The sequence below is a fragment of the Paenibacillus beijingensis genome (assembly GCF_000961095.1).
GTDB classification, from domain to species: domain Bacteria; phylum Bacillota; class Bacilli; order Paenibacillales; family Paenibacillaceae; genus Paenibacillus_O; species Paenibacillus_O beijingensis.
Genome location: NZ_CP011058.1, coordinates 3642671 through 3664791, shown reverse-complemented (window position 1 = coordinate 3664791; position 22121 = coordinate 3642671). Strand labels below are relative to the sequence as shown.

The window sequence follows — 22121 nt, the reverse complement described above, 5'->3', positions numbered from 1 at the left end:
AAATGAGATCCGGCAGTTGACCTGCCGGATTTTGTCTCTCTTGGTCTATGATATAAATTGCTGGCACGTTGCCTTTGACCTCTGAGCGCTCCTCAATGACTATTGCGTCGCTCTGTCGTAACCGGTTTGCTTGATTTCAAGCCATTCTTTCAGCCCGAGCCGGTCAAGCTCCTTCAAATATGCATCCCATTGCTCGTCGACCTTGCCGTTTTGGTACCATTCCGAACGCATTCTCAGCACATAAGCGAACAAGTCGGCTTCAATGGTCACCAAGCGATCCAGCTCTTCGATCGAGTTGAAGACGCTCGGCATGACGTTCTCCGCTTTCATGTGGGGAGCCATCACTTCCTTGACGATCCGCAATCTTTCTTTTGCGTCATCCGGCAAGGTGGTGTATGTGCCGTAATAGCTGTCCAAAATCGCGAGCGGGCCGGCGATGCTCGTTTTGTCCCTCAGTTCAACCGGAGAAGCGCCGTCCAGAGGCAGGTGCTTCAGCGTCTTTTTCTCAGCGTCATACTCGAAAATATTTTGCAGCTTGTCATCGCCATAAGTGCCCCAGTTATTCTGAACGGATTGAATCGGGTCGTACATCCGGTCGATCCATTTGGCCGTCGCCTCGAGGTTTTTGTTGGCGCTAGTGATGACCGTTCTGCCGCGGGCTAAGCCCAGAGCGTTTGTCCGCGCGACATTAATTTCGCCGCTTGGGCCGGCGATCGGCGGCATGACATCATAGCTGTCATTGGCCCCGGTAATATTCGCCTTGTCCCAGGAGAAATAAAGACCGTATTTTTGATCCTTTCCTTTAGCCAGATAAGTGCTCCAATCCTGTGTAAACGCTTCCAAATCAACGAGTCCTTCTTTATAAAGCTCGCTGATGAACTTCACCGCATTCTTGTATCCTTCATCGGCAGGCGCAAACACAACTTTGCCATCGTTCGTGACGACCGCGTGATCCGGATTTTCGCCAAGACCAAACGAAGCGAACAGGAAGGCAACATCTTCGGCTCCCGGCTTGTTGATGAAGGACAACGGAATTTCGTCCGCTTTGCCGTTTCCGTTCGGGTCCTGAGTTTTAAAGGCGATCAGCACTTTTTTCAGTTCGTCCGTCGTCTTCGGCATGGCAAGTCCAAGCTTCTTTAACCAATCGGTGTTGATCCAAGGTACAGCATCCACCGCCTGAATGCGTTCTTTGCCGCTTCCGAGCTCTTCAATCCACGGGAAAGCATAAATATTGCCGTCCGGCGCCGTAATCATCGTTTTGTATTGCGGCGCTTCTTCCAGCACTTTTTTAAAGTTCGGCATATATTGTTCGATCATGTCGTTCACCGGGATGATCGCGCCGTCTTTGGCCAGCTTGAGCAGCTCGTAATCGCTGTACCCGGCGTCAAAAATGGCATCGGGCAGATCGCCGCTCGCCATGGCGAGATTTCGTTTTTCCACGAACACGTCTCGGGTGAAGTTTTTCCAATTGATGTGAACGTTCGTCTCCTCCTCCAGGCGTTTGAGGATGAGCTTCTCGTTCGGATCGGACGGAGCAGTCGGTGAGCTCTGTGTCATCATATTCAGTGTCACTTTCCCGCTTTGCTCCTGCTCCGTGCTGGTGGAACCGCTGTTGGCGGAACCGCTGTTCTCCCCGTTGGTGCATGCGGACAGCAGGAGCACCGAAGCAAGCACCGATACAGAAACGGCCTTGAAGGAGACTTTTGGCTTATTGATCTTTTTCATCGAAATGACCTCCCTGGTTCATTTGCTTCTTAAGCATTTATGTGCAGCCGGCACGCTATTTTAGAGAACCGACCAAGACACCTTTTTCGAAGTATTTCTGGAAGAACGGATACATGATAATAAGCGGCAGACTGGATATCACAATGGCAGCGTATTTGATAATTTCGGACAAGCGCTTCATCTCCGCCATAGCCAGCTGATCCCCGATCATCCCCGGGTCTACCTGGTTCTGAATCAGAATGGACCGGAGCACGAGCTGCAGCGGATGCAGTTTCGTATTGTCCAGATAGATCATGGCATCGAAGTAGGAATTCCATTGTCCGACAAAAGCATACAGCGCCAGAACGAATATAATCGGTTTGGAGAGCGGCAGCACGATGCGTGCAAAGATCTGCATTTCGGAGGCTCCGTCCACATTGGCCGCTTCCTTCAGCTCATGCGGCACCCCTTTGAAAAAGGTGCGGGCCAAAATGATGTTCCACACATTCACGGCATTGGGAATGATCACGGCCCAAATGGTATCGATCATCCCGAGACTCTTGACGAGCAGGTAGGTGGGAATAAGCCCTCCGCCAAAGAACAGCGTGATTAGAAACAGGGTCATAAAAAACGTCCGGCCCCTCAGGCGGGCATCCGCCATCGCGTATCCAGCGCAGATGGAAATCAGCACGGTGACGATGGAAAATGATGCCGAGTAGAGCACCGCATTTCCAAAACCTCGAATCATGGCAGGGTTGGACAGAATCTTTTGGTAGCCGTCCACGGTCCAATCCGAGACGTTAAAGGATAACCCCCGGCTAAGCAGCGCCGACGGGTCCATGAATGAGGCAACGACAATGTAAAGCAGCGGCAGGATGACCAGAAGAACTGCCATTGTTAAAAAAACGGCGTTAAGTACGAGCAGTGAGCGATCCAGCCGGGAATGTTTGATGGGCATTTTCTGTTTGCTCCCTTCTTCAGTAGAGGCCATCGCCGTCGTTCATTTTCTTGACAGCAAAGTTGACTGTAATGAGCAGGATCACATTGATGACAGAGTTGAACAGTCCTACGGCGGCGGAGTAAGAGTAGTCCCCTTTTTGCAAGCCGATTTTATAGACATAAGTCGGAATAATCTCCGATGTTGGCAAATTCATCGCCGTTTGCATCAAGTAAGCCTTTTCAAAACCGATTGACATGATTCCGCCGGCAGCCAGAATGAATACGATGGCCATGATTGGACGGATCGTCGGCAGATCGATATGACGAATCCGCTGGAGCAGATTGGCCCCGTCCAGGCTTGCCGCGTTATGCAGCTCAGGGTCCACGTTCGCCAGTGCGGCCACGTAAATAATGGATGCCCAGCCAGCCCCGGTCCAGATATCGGATAAAATATAGATCCATCTGAAATACTCCGGACCTAGCATAAACATGACCGGTTCGCCCGTCAGCCAGATAACCAGCTGGTTGATCGCGCCGGTAGGCGACAGGAAAATAAACAGCATCCCGACGATAACGACAACCGAAATAAAATTCGGCGCATACAGAAACAATTGAATATTCTTCTTCACGCCTGCTCTTCGCACCTGATTGAGCATTAAAGCGAGCAAAATCGGTACGGGGAAACCGAGAAAAAGACCAAAGGCACTTAATTTAAGCGTATTCATAAAAATGACTTCAAAATTTGGCGACGATAGAAATTTGTCGAAATGCTTGAATCCTACCCATTCGCTGCCCATAATCCCCTTAATTGGGCTGAAATCCTTGAAAGCGATAACGGCTCCGTACATGGGGCCATATTTGAAGATGAGGGTTAAAATGAGTGCGGGCGCAAGCAACAAATAAAGAAGATAAGTCTTTTTTAAATATTCAAGGCCGCTTTGTATCCCCCGGCTTCGTACCGCTGTTCTTTCTTGATGGGTCTTAAGTGAGTGTTGCATTTCTTACCTCCGTTCTCTATGAAAATTTACATTTGTAAAAAGTAAGGGCTTTCAAAAAAGGGCGTTTGTTATTTCCACATTTACAATTTAGCATTAGACCCCACCATTCGTCAATGATTTTGTAAAAATTATTCTGATCAATTTTATGCAAAACGGAACTTTGAATAGCAATGATTTTTTTACATTTGCACAAAATGGGCGTTCTCCTCACAGAAAAAGAGAAGTTTCAAAGGTCGATGTTTGCCACGTTCTTTTTTTACACATCCCCTATGAGCAACTGAGGAAAATTTCTCTTGTTCTTTGCCAACCTTCTTTAGAAAAATGTAAACACAGTTGTGCATTTGCAAATCTTAAGTTGATATTTTTCGTGAACTATTATACATTTGAGGAAAAATAGGAAAGAGAACTTGAGGTGTAATAATGGCGAAGGAAAGAGTAACTATCCAAGACATCGCAGATGCTTTGGGAATATCGCGCAATACCGCCTCCAAGGCGCTGAACAGGAGCAAAAGTATTCCGGACGAGACACGCAACAAGGTCCTTAAGAAAGCCATTGAATTAAAATATAAACAATTTGCTTTTATGGAAAGCGAGAAAAAGTTGTCCAAACCTTCGGGAAACATTGCATTGTTAACGGAGAACCTGCCCAACACTTCCCATTTTGGTTCCACCCTGATCAGCGGACTGGAGAGAAAAATCAGTTCCGCAGGATATAATTTGTCCATTCACATCGTCCGAGACATTGAGCTGCAATCCTTGTCATTACCGAATAATTTCGATGCGGCCAATGTGGACGGGATTATTTGCATTGAGCTTTTTGACCTGGAATACAGCAAGCTCATTACAAGTATTGGCATACCCACCATATTTATCGATTGCTCCGCACACATCTGTTACCCGGAGTTTCATGCAGATGTGCTGCTAATGGAGAACGAACACAGCACTTATCAGCTCACCAAAAAGCTGATTGATGGCGGTTACAAGAGCTTTGGATTCATTGGTGATTACAACCATTGCCGGAGCTTTAACGAAAGATGGTCGGGCTTTAACCGTGCTCTTGCAGAGGCCGGCATCAGCCTCGATCTCGCCCAATGCATCGTGGATGACGACCGGTTTTTTTCCAGTCCTGAATGGATGGATGATCGGCTGAACGATATGAACGAACTTCCCGCGGCTTTTGTTTGCGCCAACGATTACATTGCCGTGAGCTTTATGAAAACCCTAAAGAACCGTAGCATTCTTATCCCTCAGGATGTGGTCATTTGCGGCTTTGACAATGCTCCCGAATCCAGCATCGTCGAACCGCAACTGACAACGGTCCACATCTATCGTCATGAAATGGGGGCCAAGGCCGCGGACATGCTCCTTTCGCGCATCGAGGATCCTGCGCAGCCTTACCAGGTTACGCATTTTTACACCAAACCGCTCATCAGGGACTCAACCCCGAATATCAGCTGGCCCCTTTAATTAGAGCAACAACCCCATTGAGCGTAATAAAATCCGATGGAGACTGTATCTCTCCAACAAGACTGCTTCGAGAAATATGTCGATATAGATTTTGCATTTTGTCTAGTAGACACATCGGGTATTAAGTGAATTGGTATAAAAAAAGAAAATAAAAAGGAGAGGCTCGCCTCTCCTTAATGCTGTTTAAAAATTTTCACCAACCACCCTCTTCTAGAGGTTTACGCGGATGACATCCCCATAACCGAAATATAACGAATCCCGAATATTGGCATGTGGATCCTTGATGGCTGGAGCTAAACTCTTTCCTTCTACAGATTGGGGGATATCAATAGCGACCAGATCACAAAGTGTCTGGAAAATCATGACGCGGCTTCTTCACATCTGTGTAACTTCCCCAGACAGGCTGCTCGAAAGGATACGATACCGTGTCGCCTGCTTCCGCCGCTGCTCGTTCGGATTTTGCCATTGATCCGCCCTCCTCGCTGATGAAAATTCTTCACAGACTATCGGGTAATGGAATTATCACTCCTATTCTACTGCTCGGTCCCGCCTCGAATCCGCCGCCTCCCCGTTCGAACGCCGAGGAAGAATCCAATCAATAAACGGGGTCGTGTCGATGGCGGCCAGCTTCGTCCGCCCAGGTCCCCAGCCGATCGTTGCCCGCCAACTGCCGAGCAATCCCTTTTCAGCCAGCTCGTTTTCCTCGTACGTTACCGAAACGTCCGCATAAGGAGACACATAGAGCGCATCGACCGGACAATACGCTTCACAGATGAAGCACGTTTGGCAATCCTCCTGCCGGGCGATTATGGGAACGCCATCCGTACCCGTATCGAACACATTGGTCGGGCACACTTTCACACATAAGCTGCACTGAACGCACCGGTCTTTGCTGACGAGTTCGATCATGAAGTTGGCACCTCCCCGTAAAAGTCGGATCGACTTGAATAAGGGCTCTGCAGCAAAGCTGTGCCGCTCTCCGGTCTTACCTGGATCGCATCGAGGCCGGATACAAGCAAACGGTACTGCTGGGCGGGATCCGTCAACGGATATTCGCAAAGCGTATGCATTCCTCTCGTTTCGCGCCGAGCTAGCGCGGCCGTATACATCCACCTGGCGGTGGCAGTCATTGCCGCAGCTTCTCGTGCCCGGACACGTTGCTGAACGTTACATTGAACGCGGCCACGTAGAAGAGGCCATAGATCGTTCAGCCGATTAAGCGAAGCGCGCAGCACAGGCTCGCTGCGGAAGTAATTGATTTCCAGCGGGAATACCTCGCGTTGAACCGCTTCAATAATGGCGTGTGCATCCAGCTCAGGCACTGACCGTTCCGGACCTCCTGCTCCCTGTGACGCGAGTCCATACCGCCCAGCCGGACGCAGGTTGCGATGACGGGCATCGTGGCCTTGAGACAGCGCATAGTCCGCCGCGGCTTTACCCGACCATGTGCCTGATGAGATCGCCCAAGAGGCGTTAAATGCGCCTCCTCCCGATTTCCCCCCGGTTATTCGCTCGCGAGTTGCCGCATCCCCCGCTGCGTATAATCCGGCGACTGTCGTGGAGCAATCGTCACCCGTCAGGCGAATGCCGCCCGTTCCCCTCACCGTGCCCTCATAGCGCAGCGTAAGCGGAAACCGTTGTGTGAACGGATCAATGCCGGCCCGGTCATAAGGGAGAAAAAATATGGCGTGCGAATTTCGGAGAATCGTTCTTTTTTCTTCCGTGTCCGCTTTATCCAAAACTGCATATACCGGCCCTTTGCTCAGCATGCGCGGAAGAAAGTCTCCCGCCCGAGGACCGCCGGGCTCAAGGATTTCTCCGTCTTCCCTGGTATACGTCGCCCAGCCGAGCAGCCTGCCGCGGGTGACAGTGGCAAAAGCAGCGCTGGGCGCATACTGACGGGAAAATTCCATACCGGACAGCTCGATTCCGAGCTCTGAGGCCATAAGCAGACCGTCGCCAGTCAACACGTTACAGCCGAGCCCTTTGCTAAGAAATGCGCATCCCCCAGTGGCGATGATGACCGCGTTCGCCCGCACCTTCCACTCCTTACATTCAAGGCGGGATAGGCCGCGGGCTCCGCCAACGCCATATTCATCCGCAAGCAGCTCGAGCGCCGGCGATTGGTCCAGAATCGTAACGCCGGCTCTGCTTACTGCGCGGCGCATAATTTTCATATATTCCGGTCCTTGAAGATGGTCGCGCAGCGGCGTACCGTCATCATCCCGGCGAAACGGATAACCCCACGATTCCACGAGCAGCAAGCTTTCATAGACTTGGTCCAGCACGCGATGAATCCATGCCGGCTCCGCCAAATAACCGCTTTCGCGGTAACGCTGCTGCACCGCTGCATTCCGCTTTTCTCGATCGGGCGGCAAATAAAGCAAATTCGTTCCTCCGGGCGCCGTCGCTCCGCTCGAACCGAGAAAACCTTTATCCGCGATGACGACCTTCGCGCCTTGCTTCGCTGCACTCCAGGCTGCCCACGCCCCTGCCGGACCGCCTCCGAGTACGAGAACGTCGGCAGTCAGCTGTAAGTCACTTTTACTTTTCATCTTCCAGCCTCCTAAACGCAAAAAGAGACACAGCTCGATCGGCATGTGTCTCCAGTTATCTGGTTAACAATAAAAAACTATTTAGATAGGATTAGTTAATTTTATCATCGACCTTATACTCCGTCAACCGCGTCAATTCACCAAGAGGTCACAGATTTTAGTGAAAATGCTCTCTTCCTCTCGCCATAAAGATCTCTTCCTACTGCTTATCCGGACTTTTTAGCGTGATGGAGATCATAATAAAACCCTTTTTTCTGCAAAAGCGATTCATGCGAGCCTTTTTCCACAATGTGTCCTTGATGAAGCACGATGATTTGATCCGCCTGACGGATCGTGTTTAATCGATGTGCGATCACGATGCATGTCCGTCCCCGCATTAGCTTGTATAACGCATCCTGAATTTTAATCTCGGTTACAGTATCGACGCTGCTTGTCGCTTCATCCAGAACGAGAATCGATGGATTGGCCAAAATGGTCCTGGCAATCGATAAGAGCTGCTTTTGCCCTTCACTGATCCGGTTTTTGTCATAGCTCAATTTCGTGTCATATCCATCCGGAAGTTTGACGATAAATACATGCAAATTAGCTAACTTGGCTGCTTGCTCGACTTCTTCGTCCGTTGCCTTAAGATTCCCGTAACGGATATTTTCACGAATGGTCCCGTCAAAAAGGAACACGTCCTGCAGCACGAATCCCAAATGACTGCGCAAACTATTTCGCTTTATACTGCCAATGTCTTGTTTGTCGATTAGAATCCGGCCTTGCTCGACATCGTAAAATCTTGAAATCAGTTGGACAATTGTCGATTTGCCGGCTCCGGTCTGCCCGACCAAAGCGACGGTTTCACCGGGAGACATATGAAAATTGATATCGACCAGCGTATTCCGACCCTCTTGACCGTACGAGAAAGAAACATTCGAGAATTGAATTTCGCCCTTTACACTCTTCAGCTCTATTGCGTCTTCACCGTCTGTCTCGTTTTCCTCCGCCATAATCTCGAAGACCCGCTCCGCTCCAGCAACCGCGGAAAGCACCGTATTGACTTGATTGGCGAGGTCGTTAAGCGGTCTGGTGAATTGCCGCGCATATTCCGTAAACGTTACAATGACGCCGACAGTCACCTTTCCGTTCAACGCCAGCAGCCCCCCGGCCCCCGCAATGATGGCAAAGCTTAAATTGTTCAATACGATCATTAATTTGGAAATGAACCCCGAGTAGGTTTGCGCCCAATACGCCGAGACTTTGTAGCGCTCGTTTCTATCTCTGAATTGCTCCAGCACCTTTCGCTCCCGTGAATAAGCCGTTATCATTCGCTGTCCGGACAGCGTTTCTTCAATAAATCCGTTCATCGCTCCCAACTGGATTTGCTGCTCTTTAAATAATTTTCCCGTACGTGTCGTAATCCATTTCATACCGAGAAACATAAGCGGGACAACGATTAGCGTAATTAACGTCAGCAGGGGACTCAGCCAAAACATCAGCCCCAGCATTCCGGCAAAGGTCAACAAACTGGAACATAGCTGAATAAATGAGCTGTTTCAACGTTTGACTGATATTATCGATATCATTGGTCAGTCTGCTCATGACTTCCCCCTGCTGACGTCTCAAGTAGAAGGAAATAGGAAGCTTAAGCAGATGGCTGAACAGTGCGCTCCGGATCGATGCGACCGTTTTTTGCGCAACACCGATCATGAGAACATTTTGCAAGACGGTACTGAACGTGCCTGACAAATAAACGGCTAATAGTATGCCGATCATGCCAAGCAGCCCGCTACGGTCGTTACCGCTCAATTTGTGGTCAATGGTAAACCCGATTAGATAAGGGCCAACCAAGCTAAGGGCGGAGCTCACGACGACCAGGCAAAAGATCAACATAAGCAGCAGCCGGTAGCGGGAAAGATAAGTCCAGATGTTCCTCAGTGCAGTAATCCAGCTTCGTGTGGTTCCTTTCCGGTTATGCATGGGGTACGGTCTCCTCGTTAAGCCGAGAAAATACAATCTGCCGATACAGAGACGAAGACCGAAGCAGCGCCTCGTGAGTGCCTTGAGCCAGCATCTGCCCGTCTTCCAGCAAAATAATTCTGTCCGCCTCCTTCGCCGCACTCACCTTCTGGGTGATGAATAGCGTTGTGCAGGCATATGACTTCAAAGTTGACAGGATCTTACTCTCCGTCATACTGCATGGGCAGCTTCATGATCGTATCGTGGATTTGGGCATTTCCCGTTGCCTCGACGATTTCATCGGCGGTTGCGTCTTCACTCCCCCACAGGAGGTTTTCCTTCAACCCTGCTTTCTCGAGGTGTTTAACGAGCAGGTAATGCACGTTGGAGCCTTTATTGAGCGCAACCTTTTTGCCTTTAAGTTCGGCCACGCTCTTAATCGGGGAATCCTCTTGAACGAGAATAGCTTCGCTTTGCGGACTTGGCGGCTCGTAGCCAAGATAAACGAGTTCTGTGCTGGCAGCTTGTGCAAAGATCGGAGGCGCTTCTCCGGTAGAGCCGAAATCAATACTGCCCACGTTCAGAGCTTCAAGCAGCTGCGGCCCGCCCGGAAACTCTGTCCATGTAACGGTGTAACCTTGTTCTTTCAGTACTTTATCTAAAGTCCCCTGAGCTCTTAGAAAGCTCAATGTACCGTATTTTTGATGGCCGATGCGCAGTTCCTTTTTTCCAGAGGAGGGGGCGTTGCCGGAAGCGGTTGCTGCATCATTTTTTCCGCCGCAGCCTGATAGAATGAAGGCCACCATGGCCACTGCGGTGAGTAATAAACCCAATTTACTCGCTGTCTTTTTATTTAATCTCATCTCTCTAACACGCCCTTTGAATAATAAAAATTGAAACATACCTTGGTTTCTTGATTTAAACGCGAATTTCTTTAATCACAATGGACTTCTTTTTGTTCATTTTTGTAAAATTTCATTTAATTGGTTTTCTGAAAACACCAGCCCAAAAAAAGACTCATTGTTTTCTTTGGAACTATGAGTTCCGCAGAAAATAATGAGTCTCTGGTTGACCAGTTGACAAAAAAGTAAATTCATAGAGATTTACTTTGAATTGGAATATAACATCGTGTAGTATTTTGTCAAATAATACAAGACTACAGCACTAACAGTTCACGCGTACGATGGGTTTACAACCGTCATTTTAGCCGTCTTCCATTACCCAAAACTGACTGATGATATAGTTCGAATGGAGATGATCGGGAATGACTTTAAAGTTGACTGCTATTGATGCGTTTTAAGCATCTGCAGAAGGGAGCTAATTGATAGACAAATTTACTCTACGGCTTTTGTCATCGAAACTTTGCGCGGCATGGGAAGCGATAATTGCAGAGCCTTTTCCAACGCCCCGGATGCGCCGAACCCATCGTGGTAGTCGATCTTCTTCCCCTTTTTTTCTGCGAGCTCCCGCACGGCCCACATCGAAGAATGACTTATGGCGCCTTTTAAAATGATAATAACATCCGCTTTATTGATAATTCGTTGAAAATAATGTTCCACTGAGCCTCCACCCGTTTTTCCATTATGATGCTCTATGATTAAACCGCGCTTTTCACCCATTTTTTTGAACGTTTCGGTTTGGCTTCCTCCGATGATCGCCACTGTCTTCATTTTCGATCCCCCATATATTAATAAAATCCTCTTCAGCGCTCCCATAATCTGTTGTATTTATCTTAACTCAATATACGTTAAAGTCAATAAGTTTAGTCGGAAAAATAACGGGCCGAAAATCGTACCTTTAGGAATACATCGAATCCGTAAAAAAATTGACTCCGATTTTCACCGGAGTCAATTCTCGCTTTCTTTCATTTCTTCACCTTATAAAACGCAATGATATAGCTTCGTGGCGGTAGATTTTGCTCAATCTTGATCATCCTGAAGGGTGAGTCGGACATTATCCATTGACAGCGTACCACCCGCTTGTGCATTGGCAATGTTTCCAATTTTCAGAACGTCACCTTTTGATACTTTGATCCCAGAAATAGTAACCGTTTTCAGGACGTCAGATGCAGGAACCTCAATGATTTGCTTATCTTTACCGTTTTCGACATAAAGGTAAGCTTCATCAAAATTACCGTTTCGTTTGACATCAGCAGTCAGCGTATAGGTGCCTTCATTTGGAACAACATATTGCCAGAGATCAGATTTAAACGCTTCCTCGCCACCAATTTGAACAGCCCCTTCAACAATGGACTGATTAACCATGTTGCTGCGGCTCCAGTTATCGAATCCTCCTTCGAAATCGCCATTTTGTAGGATGGTTTTTTCACCCTGGACATTTTCAACTGTGATGGAGTCAAGATTAAAGTTACCGTGAGCAGCATTAACCGTTACAAGGTTCGTTCCTTCCTTAAGCTCAACTTTTTGATTCGCTTTTTTCCATTTACCGTGCGTCGCGTTCAATAAAACCGACTCTGAATAAGTGGTTTCACCACTTTTCACATCTCTTACCTGGAGGGCTGCTCCACTGGCTTCATCCGCAAAATATTTTAAATCCAGGTGATAGATTCCTGCTGTTTGGGCACTGATCGCATACGTGACACTTTCCCCTGCCTTGTTAAATCCATTTAGATAACCAAATCCATCATGACCTTCAGTCGCATTGGCGAATTGAATACCTTTCGAATAAGAAGCAACTTCTGCTTCAAAAGTTTTATCCGGTGTTGTCGGTACGACTTTCAAGACAACACTGTCATGGGGCTCGAGTGTCACGGAATGGGAGGACTGGATGCCAAGGTCTTTATGAGCCCATACATCGCGGACCTGGCCTTTTTCAATACCCAGTTCTTCTTTAAAATCGAAATCGAAGGTTTTACTTTCATCATTGCGGTTGAACAAACCGACTACCCATGAACCGTCCGGCAGCTGACCTGCCCAGCGATGGCTGTCACGGCTTGCATTTGACTGCTCATAAGGAACGGCACTCTCATAGATTGGCTTTCCGACCAGCCCCATTTTGTTGAACTCAATCAACTCGGTGTTTTGATAGTACTTATAATTGTCGCCAATTGTGTCGTATTGATCGGCAATCGCTATTGGAGATCCTGCCAACGTGTAAAGAGACAATGTTGTTTTCTTCTCATTTTCCTTATAAGATCCTGAGAACGTATTCAGCCTGAGGAAATCTCCATCTAAAATCATGCTTGAACGACCGCCAATATCAGAGAATCCGGTAAAACCTTGAAAAGAGTTTGCCCACTGTGACCAGCCCGGCTGCCATTCCTGGCGTCTGCCGCTGATATGATCCCAACTGCCCGAGAAAACGTCTTCATTAATTCGGATCATATCGCCGTATTTGTGTTCGACTTCTCCGTGGTTAAAGAGATGGGGCATGACCAGACTTAAAAAGACGTTGTTTTCCTTAGATGCTTCCGACATCCATTTTAGCGCTTTTTCATACCGCTCTCCGCCATGTGCCCTTCCTACCGTTCCAATACCTGCATCCGTTCCGGTTTCATACCAGGAAAGGAAATCTACACGCAGAAACTGTGCTCCTTGCTCTGCAAAAAATTCAATGTAACCCTTTATATATTTTTCAGCGTCCGGATGATTGACGTCGACCCAATAAAGCGAACGCGCATTACCTTGTCCGCCGTTAAACCGGTCGCCGTCTGTCGGATCATTCGGATCACCTTGATCAATGAGGTCCACAACATATGTCGGGCCGCCTGGATTGTTTTCTGTTCCTTTGACAATATATTTATCCGGGTTTTTAACAACCTCGGGACTTATCCAAAGCAGGTTGTAATAAATGCCGAATTCCATGCCCTTTTCTTTAAGATAGTCGCCCCAGAATTTCCAAGTATGGCCTTCCGGATATTTTTCCGATGGATACTGGAACGGCTCATTCTCCTCGTTACCTTCCGCAGGCTTTTCTCCCGTCTTGTAAAGCTCGACATTATCGAGTTGGAAGGAGCTATGTTGTCCTTTGGCGTCTACGTTAAACTCAACCTTCAGCTGGCCGTTTGTCACCTCTGCCTGAAGTTCAAAAAGTCCATAACGCGCTTTTCCGTATTCATCGGTCAAACCTTCCTTCAACAGGGCGACTTGTTCAGGTGCTTCCTCTCCCTCTTTTGCTTCTGCATAGTTTGTCAGCTTCATGTTGGCCGTGCTTGTACCGTCAACGTAATCTTGAACGTCATTCGGGAATTTCACCCGTGCTGTGACCGTATAATTTCCATTTTCCAGTTCTTTGACGGTTTGAGAAACTTTTGCCGTATGCGGCTCAGGGTGATACACCCACAATTTTGAACCTTCATACGCATCATTCGCATCGACGCCAAACCATGCATCAGTTTCTACTTTCCATCCACTCTCAATGCCTTCTTCAAAATCTCCATTCAGTAATTTACCGAGCGTGACTTCTTCATTACCGTCCATGTTCAATGGATTAGTCATCCATTTATCATTATGGCTCACAACATATCCATTTTTATTAAGCAGAGTGGCTCCCTCAATCCATCCATCCGTGGAAACCATGTTATAGCCATACGGCAGAAAATTTTTTGCCATCCAGTCGATATTTTCCTTATAACGCTTCTCGGGCATGAATGTATTTTTCGTCCACTGATGCTCATACGTCATAAAATACATCGGACCTGCTCCGTGCCTTGTGAATTCACTATCCTGAGCTGAAACCGATCCCGTAATTGCTGTCGTGAGTCCCAGAGTGGAAAGGACAGAGAAAGCCGTAATCTTAGTTAACAAACTCTTCTTGGTTTTATTGAAATGTTTACTCATAATCAAAAAAACCTCCTTATCAAGTTCTCACTCATATAAAAGCGCTTACATAAATAGAGAAGCCTTTACATTAATATGCCGCAGCCACCACTTCGGTGTTCTTCCGATAACGTTTCACTCATTCACCCATAGTGGTGGTTGGAAAATATGATTGATAGCAAGTAGTGCGCCCCCGACTAACCAGGCATCGTCTTTCAATCGAGATTGAACCAGTTGTGTTTCGATACCCATTTTTGAGAAAAAGTTATCTTGGGATATTCTTTTTGCATTTTCCATAAATAGGCTGCTATATTTTATCCCCTCACCCGCTATAACAATCTTGTCCGGATTGAAGGTATTGATCAGATTACGAATCCCGTAACCTAAATAACAACCCATCTTATCCATTAATTCCGAAGCAAGCGGATCTCCTTTTTGAGCGTGTTCGGCTACTTCTTCAAAGTTAAAGTGTTTCAGGCTTGTATTCGGATAGAGAGAAAGCAACTCTTTCCCCTTGTTTTTAAAATAAAATTCAGAAGCATACATTTCTAAACAACCCTGCTGCCCACAATGACATGGGTAACCGCCCATTTCCATCGTTGTATGCCCAAATTCACCCGCCCCTCCAATGGAACCATAGTGAATTTTTTTCCCTATAACAACGGAAAGTCCTAAACCCGCACCGACAGATACCAATACAAAATCATCGCTTTCTTGACCCTCTCCATTCGAAAGCTCTGCAAGAGCGTATCCGTTAATATTTTTATCCACAAAAATGGGAACATCTGTTATTTGTTGTTGCAATAATTGAGCTATCGGAACATTGTTCCAACCCAGCATAGATGATCGAAGGATGATTCCTTCATGGCGGTTCACTAGGCCGGAAGAAAGTATACCAATCCCCTGAAGATCAGACCGAACCTTCTGATTCTTAAGGAGAAGCATTTCAATTTGCTTTTCCAGCATGGCCACAACAAACTCTGGTTTAGCATATTTCTCAAATGGTATTTTCATCATGTCAATGATTTCAGCATTCATGTTCGTCAACGCGATGAGAAAACGTTCTTCTTCAATTTTCACACTAATCGTCGTACCAAAATTTTTGTTAAATTCAATGAGCTTAGCTCTTCTCCCACCTGTGGAAGAAGATTCCCCTACTTCAGAAATCAATCCTTGTCTTGTTAAATCGTCAATGATGTACGTGAGCGTCGACATTCCTAAGTCACTTAATCTAGCAATTTCGGATCGACTAATATACTGTTTCTCGCGAATAATATTCAATACTTTATATCGATTGATATCTTTAATTAATTCTTTGCTTCCATTTCTTAATTTGTTCACTGTTTCCCCCCTTCCAATTCTTTAGATTTGGAAACTCCAAGTAGGGTTAAAAACGATCCAAATCTTACTTCATTCAATGAAGGAAGTAATTTATTTACATTATATTACCATCCCATTCAAAATGCAAGCGCATACAAAGTCGCAAAAAAAGAGCCTGCGACTCTAACACGGGCTCTCAGCAAAAAAGGAGTGACTTCAACCGCTTATTACGGAATAAAGTCACTCCTCTTCTTCTAAATCATTCGTCCGTGCAGCTATCGCCTATTGATTTTAATATACATCACGTTGATAACGCCCTTGCTCTTTCATATCATTCAGATACGCTTCGGCTGCTTCACGGGTCATCGTGCCTTCTTTTTCAATAATGTCAATGAGTGTGTTGTGGACGTCTTTCGCCATATACTGCTTGTCTCCACAAACGTAGAAGTATGCGCCATTTTCCAGCCACTCAAACAATTCTTTGCTGTTTTCAAGCATTTTATGCTGTACATATACTTTTTCCGCCGTATCACGGGAGAACGCAGTCTCTAATCGGGTCAGTACCCCGTCTTTTAGATAATTTTCGAACTCGGTTTGATAAAGGAAATCCGTGGCTGAACGCTGGTCGCCAAAAAACAGCCATGCTCTGCCTGGGGCTTTATTCTCTGCACGTTCCTGAATAAAGGAACGGAATGGCGCGATGCCTGTGCCCGGACCAACCATGATAATGTCTTTGTCTTGAGACTCCGGCAGATTAAAGTGTTTGTTTTGTTGAATAAATATCGGCAGCGTATCTCCTTCTTGGAGACGTTCAGCAACTAATGTCGAACAAACTCCTTTTCGTTCGCGTCCGTGAGCCGTATAGCGCACAGCACCGATGGTTAGATGCACTTCCTCAGGATTAGCGGTAATGCTGCTTGCAATTGAATATAGCCGTGGTGTCATTTTTCTTAACAAAGAGACAAGCTCCTGGGCAGAAGCTTTCCACGGTCCATAATCACGTAACAAATCGAGCAGATCACGCCCGTCTACATACTCTTTCAGTTGATCGGCATTTTCAGCCGCTACAAGCTTTTGCAGCTCTTCGTTTTCGGTCAATCCCACTGCCTGCTGTACAATTTTTTTCGTTAATAGCGTAATTTCAAAGTGTGTTGTTAGAGCTTCCTTTAATGGGAGTGTTTCACTTTGCTTATTAATTTCAACAGCCGCTTCCGGGTCCAATTTGATTTCCTCAAGAATGGAATTCACGAGTTCCGGGTCATTTTGAGGGAACATCCCAAGGCAATCGCCCGGGACATAAGAAAGGTCGGATCCTGTTAACGACAACTCAATATGCCTTGTCTCTTTGCTGGATCCAACTCCATTTAAATTTACATTCCTGAGAACTTTCGCATGGAATGGATTTGTTCTTGAAAATATTGCACTCACCTTTTTACCTTCTTTCGTATTGTCGGAGTTTACTGTAGAAAATTGCATCATCTTCACCTCAAAAAAAAGTATACGTCTAGGATAACACAGTCTTATCATTGGATACATCACTATTGTTTCGCGAAGTGAAAATCCGACCTTCCGTACTCGAAACAAATAGGAAACTTCACATTCCCCTTTTGCAATCTTTAGCGGCGGAACTGTCCGGTGTCGGTTATGAGCTTCAGACGCAGTCTAACTGCTTCCTGTTTTGTTGCTTCATCATAATAATTGAATGTTTGTCCCTTTTTGCCATGAAAATCCCCTCCGGTCAACAGTGTTGAATTGATCATAACGTGAACTCTGTTTTCACTGTCTACCGTAAGGGGATAATACCACCTGGAGTTTCGGCAGCTCTTCTTATTCGATTGTACAAAAAATGACTAAATATACGAGAGCAGTTTATCTGGTTGGCATTAGCTTTAACTCGTATACCCGGGCTTCATACGGCCGCAAAGTTATACTGTTCAGCGTTTCATCCTCAATCGATTTATAGTTTCCGATGATAAGCTGTCCTCCTACTTGATACTTAGCGATTTCCTGCGGAGCGGAGAACAAAACCGTCTGCTCCGATCACGGATTGGGCGTCCACTTGCCGAACTTGCCGTCTCCAACGTTAACATGTTCAAAGTGAAACACCATCTGTAACTCGTTTCGCTGCGAGCCGGTATACAGCTTCGCCTCTTCCACCGTCGCACCCGGCATTTCGCCGACCGTCATGACCGGATAGCGAGACAGCACCTCGCGGTTCATCTCCTTCAAAAATTCCGAATTCGTCGAAGAAGTCCCCTTAAAATTTCAAGATGACCAGGTTCTTTATGTTGGGTTAAACGATATGATGGAGCCATTAAAAACCGAAGCCATGAAGGATTTCAAATTGGATATCGTCGGACCTCAACGTATTAAAGTGGACAGCTCTGACGTGCTGAGGTGGCTTAAAGAGCGAAACAAATCCAAAGTTATTATTCACTTCGACCTAGATGTTCTTGATCTAAGAGAATTTCGCTCGCTTCTGATTGCATATCCGGGGACTCATACGGAGTTTTCTGAAACGGCCCCACAAGGCTCAAGCTTTGACCTTTGTCTCCGTTTCCACAGAAATGTCAATATTCGTCTTCTCAGCCGGTTCTTTTTGGGTGCCAAATGTATCATTCCAACCTAAGGTAGTCGCATCCAAGAGATTAATGAAATTGACAATCTCGTAACCTTCCTTCTTCTTGGCAATTGCCCACACGCCCCCTTTATCCGCACTGTCGGAAAGCTGGATTTGACTGCTCTCCAATTTAACATCGGAATCTTCCACACTATCACGCAGCACGTTTTGATAGGCAACCAGAAAATCATAATAATGAGTCAGACTTGTTTCTAGTTCAGGAGTGATTTTCAGATTTTTATGCGGTAAGTATTCTTTGGACAGCATGTTTTCACCAAGTTCTAGATGGGAGCCGTCAGAAGCAAAAATCACTGCATCCGTAAGCAGCACTCCCGGCGCGTTAAATATTCCTTCGTTGTTGGACAAGAAATAGTTCATATACGCTGCAAGCACGGTATTCAGCTTATTGCCGCTATTGCTCAAATTCTGGTCAATAACTTCTTTCAAACTGTTAAACGTAGAATGAGCACTCCATAACTCAGAATACAAAAATTTGACCGGAGCCTTAGCAATATAGGGCTGTCCGTATTGACCTACTGCATTCATGACGTAATCGATATCCAGTTTATCTTTTACCTTCTCAATGAAGCTTTGATAACCGAGCGCAAGGTTCACTGGCTTCCCGTCATAAGTGAACGAGCCTCTGCTACCCAACTGGTCGATATGCCACCCGTCAAAAGGGAGCCACTTGAAAGTATTCTCCTCTTTTGAAATGATGTAATTCTGCCAATCCGGGTTCCCGGGTTCGTATAATTCAAGGCTCTTCCATCCTTCTGGAAGCGGATGAGAATCTTGAACAGCATGCCCGGCATCTTTATAAAGGCCCCATTCCTTCGATACGCCGTCCTGATCCGCATCATTGTTACCGCCAAAAATCAGATTATAGTTCATTGCCTTCATGCCCCGGTTGTGCGCAAGTTCAATATAATCTTTAACCGTGTCGAACGACACAGGCCGGTTCGCGATATCCGTCCACTCAGAGGCAGGCTTGTCGCCGTCCATTTTTAGCGGATCATGATGCTTGTACTGCCAATCATAGAACTGGATTCCGTTAATATGAAACCGGTTTAGACGCTCAATTACGGATCATCGCATCGCTGCTCATCGCAGGGAAATCAGCCAAATACCCGTAACGTGGAAACTTGCCCCAATCCGATGATACATCCACGGCGATATTGCTATGATCAACCGGCTTGTCCTGTTGATTAAGGATCACTTCGACCATATACCCGGTGCCGTCATCTGCAGGCGCCTTCCACTTCCAGGACAGGCTGTCTCCCGTAAACGCTTGCGTCTCTTCCTTAATCAGCTTATTGAGATGCTTGTAACGAATAAGTACGGACTGATCTGCTCTTGATGATTTCAACGATAGCGAGAACTTCACCGAATCGCCCGGCTTGTAGCTCGCTTTGTCTGTAGATAAACTTTTCATGACGGAAACGGTTTGAATCTGATCCACGCGCAGCTCCTCTTTGTTTGTACATGCGGCGGAGAGCATAAGAATCATACTTGCTGCCGCCAACCCGGCCCTGCGAAGAAAGGCTCTGTCTGTCATCATCTATAAAACACTCCTTATCGTGAATGATATGGGTATTACGTAACCGGTTAACCTCATTTTAAAAAAATATGTCTTTTATATATTCCTTTTTGACTCCTTCAATATAATGCCCGATAAGACTCTTTTTTTATTAAGCTAAGTTATCCTCTTGGCATCTGGAGGTATTTCATTGAATCCTCCCGTCCTGATCGCAACCCTGAATCTCTATCACTCCGTGAAACCGAGGCAAGCATCCGTTTCTGAAACTCCTTCGGCGAGCAGTCGTTATATTTTCTGAACATTTTGTAGAAGTGGGCCATGTTCGGCATTCCGATCCGGTCTCCCACCTCAGAGATGCTCAAGTCTTTCGTAAGCAAAATGCGCTCCGCCAATTTTATTTTGCGGTAATTGACATACTCGGTGAAGGAGTGTCCGATCGATTTCTTGAAATATTTGACGAAGTAGTAATAGCTCATATTGGCAAGCTTGCATACTTCCTCCACCTGGATCCTGTCAGTCAAATGCTGCTCCACGAACGCCAATACAGGCTTCAAACGGATCTGGTCGAAGGTTTCCTGCTCCGCCAGCACCTTTCTCTTGTCGCCCCGCAGCAGCAGCAATAATATTTTTTTGATCAGCAGGTTGACCGCCAGTTCATACCCGCTTTCCTTGCGTTCTACCTCCTGCAAGATTTCGCGGACGCAGGAGGCGAATTCGCCCCGGACGGCAATGTTTTCCCGGAAAATGTAATTTGCCTGGCTCAGCGGGTTTATCGTTTCCGAAAAAAAACGCATATAGGGCATCGTGCTGTGATCGAAAAATTGCTCCAGATCAAATTGGAGCACAATATAATCCAGCTGGTCGCCGGAATTTCGGTCTCGGTGAAGCTGATGGGTGCCGATAATGGCGATATCGCCTGCCTGTATGTCGAAGCATTCTTCGTCGATATAAACTTCCAGCGAGCCGCTGTTCACAAGGAGCAGCTCCAGTTCCCGATGAAAGTGCCAATTGTTCAAAACGTTATCGAAGCGCTGGACTTGGAATACACGAAGTGACAAAAGAGGATTCTCATAGGCTACATTCTCAAAATGGATTTTCAACGATTTTGTTCTCCTGTTGCCCATAGTTGTATAATTCGTGTTAACGAGAAAAAAACTTAAATGCATGATCTTGCTTAAAGCGAGCTTCAGCCAGATACTGTCATGCAACTCTTCCTTACGATAATTTCGTGTGGAAGAATCCTCGTTTCTCTCATGTAGTTCTCTTTTTGCTGTATTTGGCTCAGCAGCATATGCGCTGCCTGAACACTCATCTCACGGATCGGCTGCCGGATCGTCGTAATCTCAGGACTGTAAGTTTTCGCAATGGAGATGTCGTCGAATCCCATGATCGAGATATCTTCGGGAACTCTGAGCCCATTGTCTTTCGCCGCCCGGATCGCCCCGATCGCGACCATGTCGCTTACACAGCAAACCGCCGTAGGCCTGTCCTTTCTTAGGAACAACTTCATGCCGCATTCATATCCGTGCTCAATGTCATAGTCATGTGCATAGAACAGTGACTCGTCGTATTCGACTCCATAATCGGCCAGCGCCTGCTTGTAACCAGATAGCCGCTCCATAATTTGTAGATAGTTAGCAGGTCCGCCAAAAAATGCGATTTTGCGATGGCCGTTTTGCAGCAAATATCGGGTGGCATCATACATCGCCTGATAGTTATCAATATTAACGGACGAGAATTGCTTCGTTGAATCCGTATGGCCCGCAAATACGGCAGGAATCTCCACCTTCTCGAAAAACCCGATTTGATGAGGTTTCGGATTAGAGGTCATCAGCACGACTCCATCCACATACTTGTCTTTCAGGAGCCTCAAATAATCCATCTCTATATCATCATCGCGTCTTGTATTGCAGAGCAGCGTCGTATAGTTATACTTGAAGAACTCTTCTTCAAGCGTGTCGATGAAACTTGAAATAAATACATTAGCGATGCCTGGTATGAGAACGCCTATGAGCCTGCTTTCCTTCATAATGAGACTGCGGGCAACGGAGTTGGGTTTAAAGTTAAGCTCTTCCACAGCTTTCATGACTCTCTCCCGCACCGCTTTGCTCACAGGCTTGCTCCGATTGAGAACCCGTGATACGGTTGCTGCTGAAACGTTGGCTTTCACGGCAACATCATATATTGTAATGTCCAAGACTTTACCCCCTAATCTTTGTGACAGGAATAATCGCCAGGCTACAGACCCATAGTGTTCGTATG

16 protein-coding genes and 2 pseudogenes are annotated in these 22121 nt (G+C 46.6%); 1 reads left to right on the top strand and 17 read right to left on the bottom strand.

Features of this window, described 5'->3' with window-relative positions:
• Positions 1–99 precede the first annotated feature (99 nt).
• The 3 genes from VN24_RS16575 to VN24_RS16565 are packed head-to-tail and all read right to left on the bottom strand — an operon-like array spanning position 100 to position 3641.
• Positions 100–1725, bottom strand: a complete 1626-nt coding sequence (locus VN24_RS16575; protein ID WP_045671301.1) for an ABC transporter substrate-binding protein — start codon at positions 1723–1725, stop codon at positions 100–102.
• Between the two features lie 55 nt (positions 1726–1780).
• Positions 1781–2662: a carbohydrate ABC transporter permease gene (locus tag VN24_RS16570; RefSeq protein ID WP_045671300.1), complete on the bottom strand. Its 882-nt coding sequence runs from the start codon at positions 2660–2662 to the stop codon at positions 1781–1783.
• Between the two features lie 19 nt (positions 2663–2681).
• Entirely contained in the window at positions 2682–3641 is a 960-nt protein-coding gene (locus VN24_RS16565; RefSeq protein WP_045671299.1) for an ABC transporter permease, read from the bottom strand.
• 420 nt (positions 3642–4061) lie between these two features.
• Between VN24_RS16565 and VN24_RS16560 the strand changes: the two genes are divergently transcribed.
• Positions 4062–5108 carry a LacI family DNA-binding transcriptional regulator gene (locus VN24_RS16560; protein ID WP_045671298.1) on the top strand — a complete coding sequence of 349 codons (1047 nt, stop codon included), beginning with the start codon at positions 4062–4064 and terminating at the stop codon, positions 5106–5108.
• Positions 5109–5448: 340 nt separating this feature from the next.
• Here VN24_RS16560 and VN24_RS28465 read toward each other — a convergent pair whose 3' ends face one another.
• From VN24_RS28465 to VN24_RS16500, 14 genes and pseudogenes are all read right to left on the bottom strand, one after another.
• The gene (locus tag VN24_RS28465) at positions 5449–5574 is read right to left on the bottom strand and encodes a hypothetical protein (RefSeq protein ID WP_274520383.1); all 126 of its coding nucleotides are present in this window, start codon (positions 5572–5574) and stop codon (positions 5449–5451) included.
• A 62-nt stretch (positions 5575–5636) separates the two neighbouring features.
• Entirely contained in the window at positions 5637–6017 is a 381-nt protein-coding gene (locus VN24_RS16555) for a 4Fe-4S dicluster domain-containing protein (RefSeq protein WP_045671297.1), read from the bottom strand.
• A complete protein-coding gene (locus VN24_RS16550; RefSeq protein WP_045671296.1) occupies positions 6014–7663 on the bottom strand; it encodes an FAD-dependent oxidoreductase in 1650 nt (549 codons plus the stop codon). The genes VN24_RS16555 and VN24_RS16550 overlap by 4 nt, the downstream gene beginning before the upstream one ends.
• A gap of 206 nt (positions 7664–7869) precedes the next feature.
• A pseudogene (locus tag VN24_RS16545) lies at positions 7870–9625 on the bottom strand (ABC transporter ATP-binding protein).
• Positions 9626–9825: 200 nt separating this feature from the next.
• Entirely contained in the window at positions 9826–10467 is a 642-nt protein-coding gene (locus tag VN24_RS16540; RefSeq protein WP_202967432.1) for a glycine betaine ABC transporter substrate-binding protein, read from the bottom strand.
• Between the two features lie 471 nt (positions 10468–10938).
• A complete protein-coding gene (locus VN24_RS16535) occupies positions 10939–11274 on the bottom strand; it encodes a DUF2325 domain-containing protein (RefSeq protein WP_045671295.1) in 336 nt (111 codons plus the stop codon).
• A 249-nt stretch (positions 11275–11523) separates the two neighbouring features.
• The gene (locus VN24_RS26425) at positions 11524–14403 is read right to left on the bottom strand and encodes a CBM35 domain-containing protein (protein ID WP_082083805.1); all 2880 of its coding nucleotides are present in this window, start codon (positions 14401–14403) and stop codon (positions 11524–11526) included.
• Between the two features lie 114 nt (positions 14404–14517).
• Complete coding sequence (locus tag VN24_RS16525) at positions 14518–15723, bottom strand: ROK family transcriptional regulator (RefSeq protein ID WP_045671294.1); 1206 nt, start codon at positions 15721–15723, stop codon at positions 14518–14520.
• 270 nt (positions 15724–15993) lie between these two features.
• Positions 15994–17181, bottom strand: a complete 1188-nt coding sequence (locus VN24_RS16520; protein WP_238590713.1) for a sulfite reductase subunit alpha — start codon at positions 17179–17181, stop codon at positions 15994–15996.
• Between the two features lie 564 nt (positions 17182–17745).
• Positions 17746–17937 (bottom strand): annotated as a pseudogene (locus VN24_RS16515) (alpha-amylase family glycosyl hydrolase); the annotation flags it as partial.
• A gap of 298 nt (positions 17938–18235) precedes the next feature.
• Positions 18236–19369 carry a glycoside hydrolase family 66 protein gene (locus VN24_RS16510; protein ID WP_274520450.1) on the bottom strand — a complete coding sequence of 378 codons (1134 nt, stop codon included), beginning with the start codon at positions 19367–19369 and terminating at the stop codon, positions 18236–18238.
• 28 nt (positions 19370–19397) lie between these two features.
• On the bottom strand, positions 19398–19880 hold the full coding sequence (locus VN24_RS28460) for a glycoside hydrolase family 66 protein (RefSeq protein WP_052703000.1): 483 nt from the start codon (positions 19878–19880) through the stop codon (positions 19398–19400).
• A gap of 140 nt (positions 19881–20020) precedes the next feature.
• Positions 20021–20959 (bottom strand): AraC family transcriptional regulator, encoded by a 939-nt coding sequence (locus VN24_RS16505; RefSeq protein ID WP_082083803.1) that lies wholly within the window; start codon positions 20957–20959, stop codon positions 20021–20023.
• 86 nt (positions 20960–21045) lie between these two features.
• Complete coding sequence (locus tag VN24_RS16500) at positions 21046–22056, bottom strand: LacI family DNA-binding transcriptional regulator (protein WP_052702999.1); 1011 nt, start codon at positions 22054–22056, stop codon at positions 21046–21048.
• Positions 22057–22121 lie beyond the last annotated feature (65 nt).

What these genes read in the sequence shown, in the direction of transcription:
- VN24_RS16575 (WP_045671301.1), bottom strand. Translation starts at nt 1,725, where the DNA reads ATGAAAAAGATCAATAAGCCAAAAGTCTCCTTCAAGGCCGTTTCTGTA.
- VN24_RS16570 (WP_045671300.1), bottom strand. Translation starts at nt 2,662, where the DNA reads ATGCCCATCAAACATTCCCGGCTGGATCGCTCACTGCTCGTACTTAAC.
- VN24_RS16565 (WP_045671299.1), bottom strand. Translation starts at nt 3,641, where the DNA reads ATGCAACACTCACTTAAGACCCATCAAGAAAGAACAGCGGTACGAAGC.
- VN24_RS16560 (WP_045671298.1), top strand. Translation starts at nt 4,062, where the DNA reads ATGGCGAAGGAAAGAGTAACTATCCAAGACATCGCAGATGCTTTGGGA.
- VN24_RS28465 (WP_274520383.1), bottom strand. Translation starts at nt 5,574, where the DNA reads ATGGCAAAATCCGAACGAGCAGCGGCGGAAGCAGGCGACACGGTATCG.
- VN24_RS16555 (WP_045671297.1), bottom strand. Translation starts at nt 6,017, where the DNA reads ATGATCGAACTCGTCAGCAAAGACCGGTGCGTTCAGTGCAGCTTATGT.
- VN24_RS16550 (WP_045671296.1), bottom strand. Translation starts at nt 7,663, where the DNA reads ATGAAAAGTAAAAGTGACTTACAGCTGACTGCCGACGTTCTCGTACTC.
- VN24_RS16540 (WP_202967432.1), bottom strand. Translation starts at nt 10,467, where the DNA reads ATGAGATTAAATAAAAAGACAGCGAGTAAATTGGGTTTATTACTCACC.
- VN24_RS16535 (WP_045671295.1), bottom strand. Translation starts at nt 11,274, where the DNA reads ATGAAGACAGTGGCGATCATCGGAGGAAGCCAAACCGAAACGTTCAAA.
- VN24_RS26425 (WP_082083805.1), bottom strand. Translation starts at nt 14,403, where the DNA reads ATGAGTAAACATTTCAATAAAACCAAGAAGAGTTTGTTAACTAAGATT.
- VN24_RS16520 (WP_238590713.1), bottom strand. Translation starts at nt 17,181, where the DNA reads ATGATGCAATTTTCTACAGTAAACTCCGACAATACGAAAGAAGGTAAA.
- VN24_RS28460 (WP_052703000.1), bottom strand. Translation starts at nt 19,880, where the DNA reads ATGATGACAGACAGAGCCTTTCTTCGCAGGGCCGGGTTGGCGGCAGCA.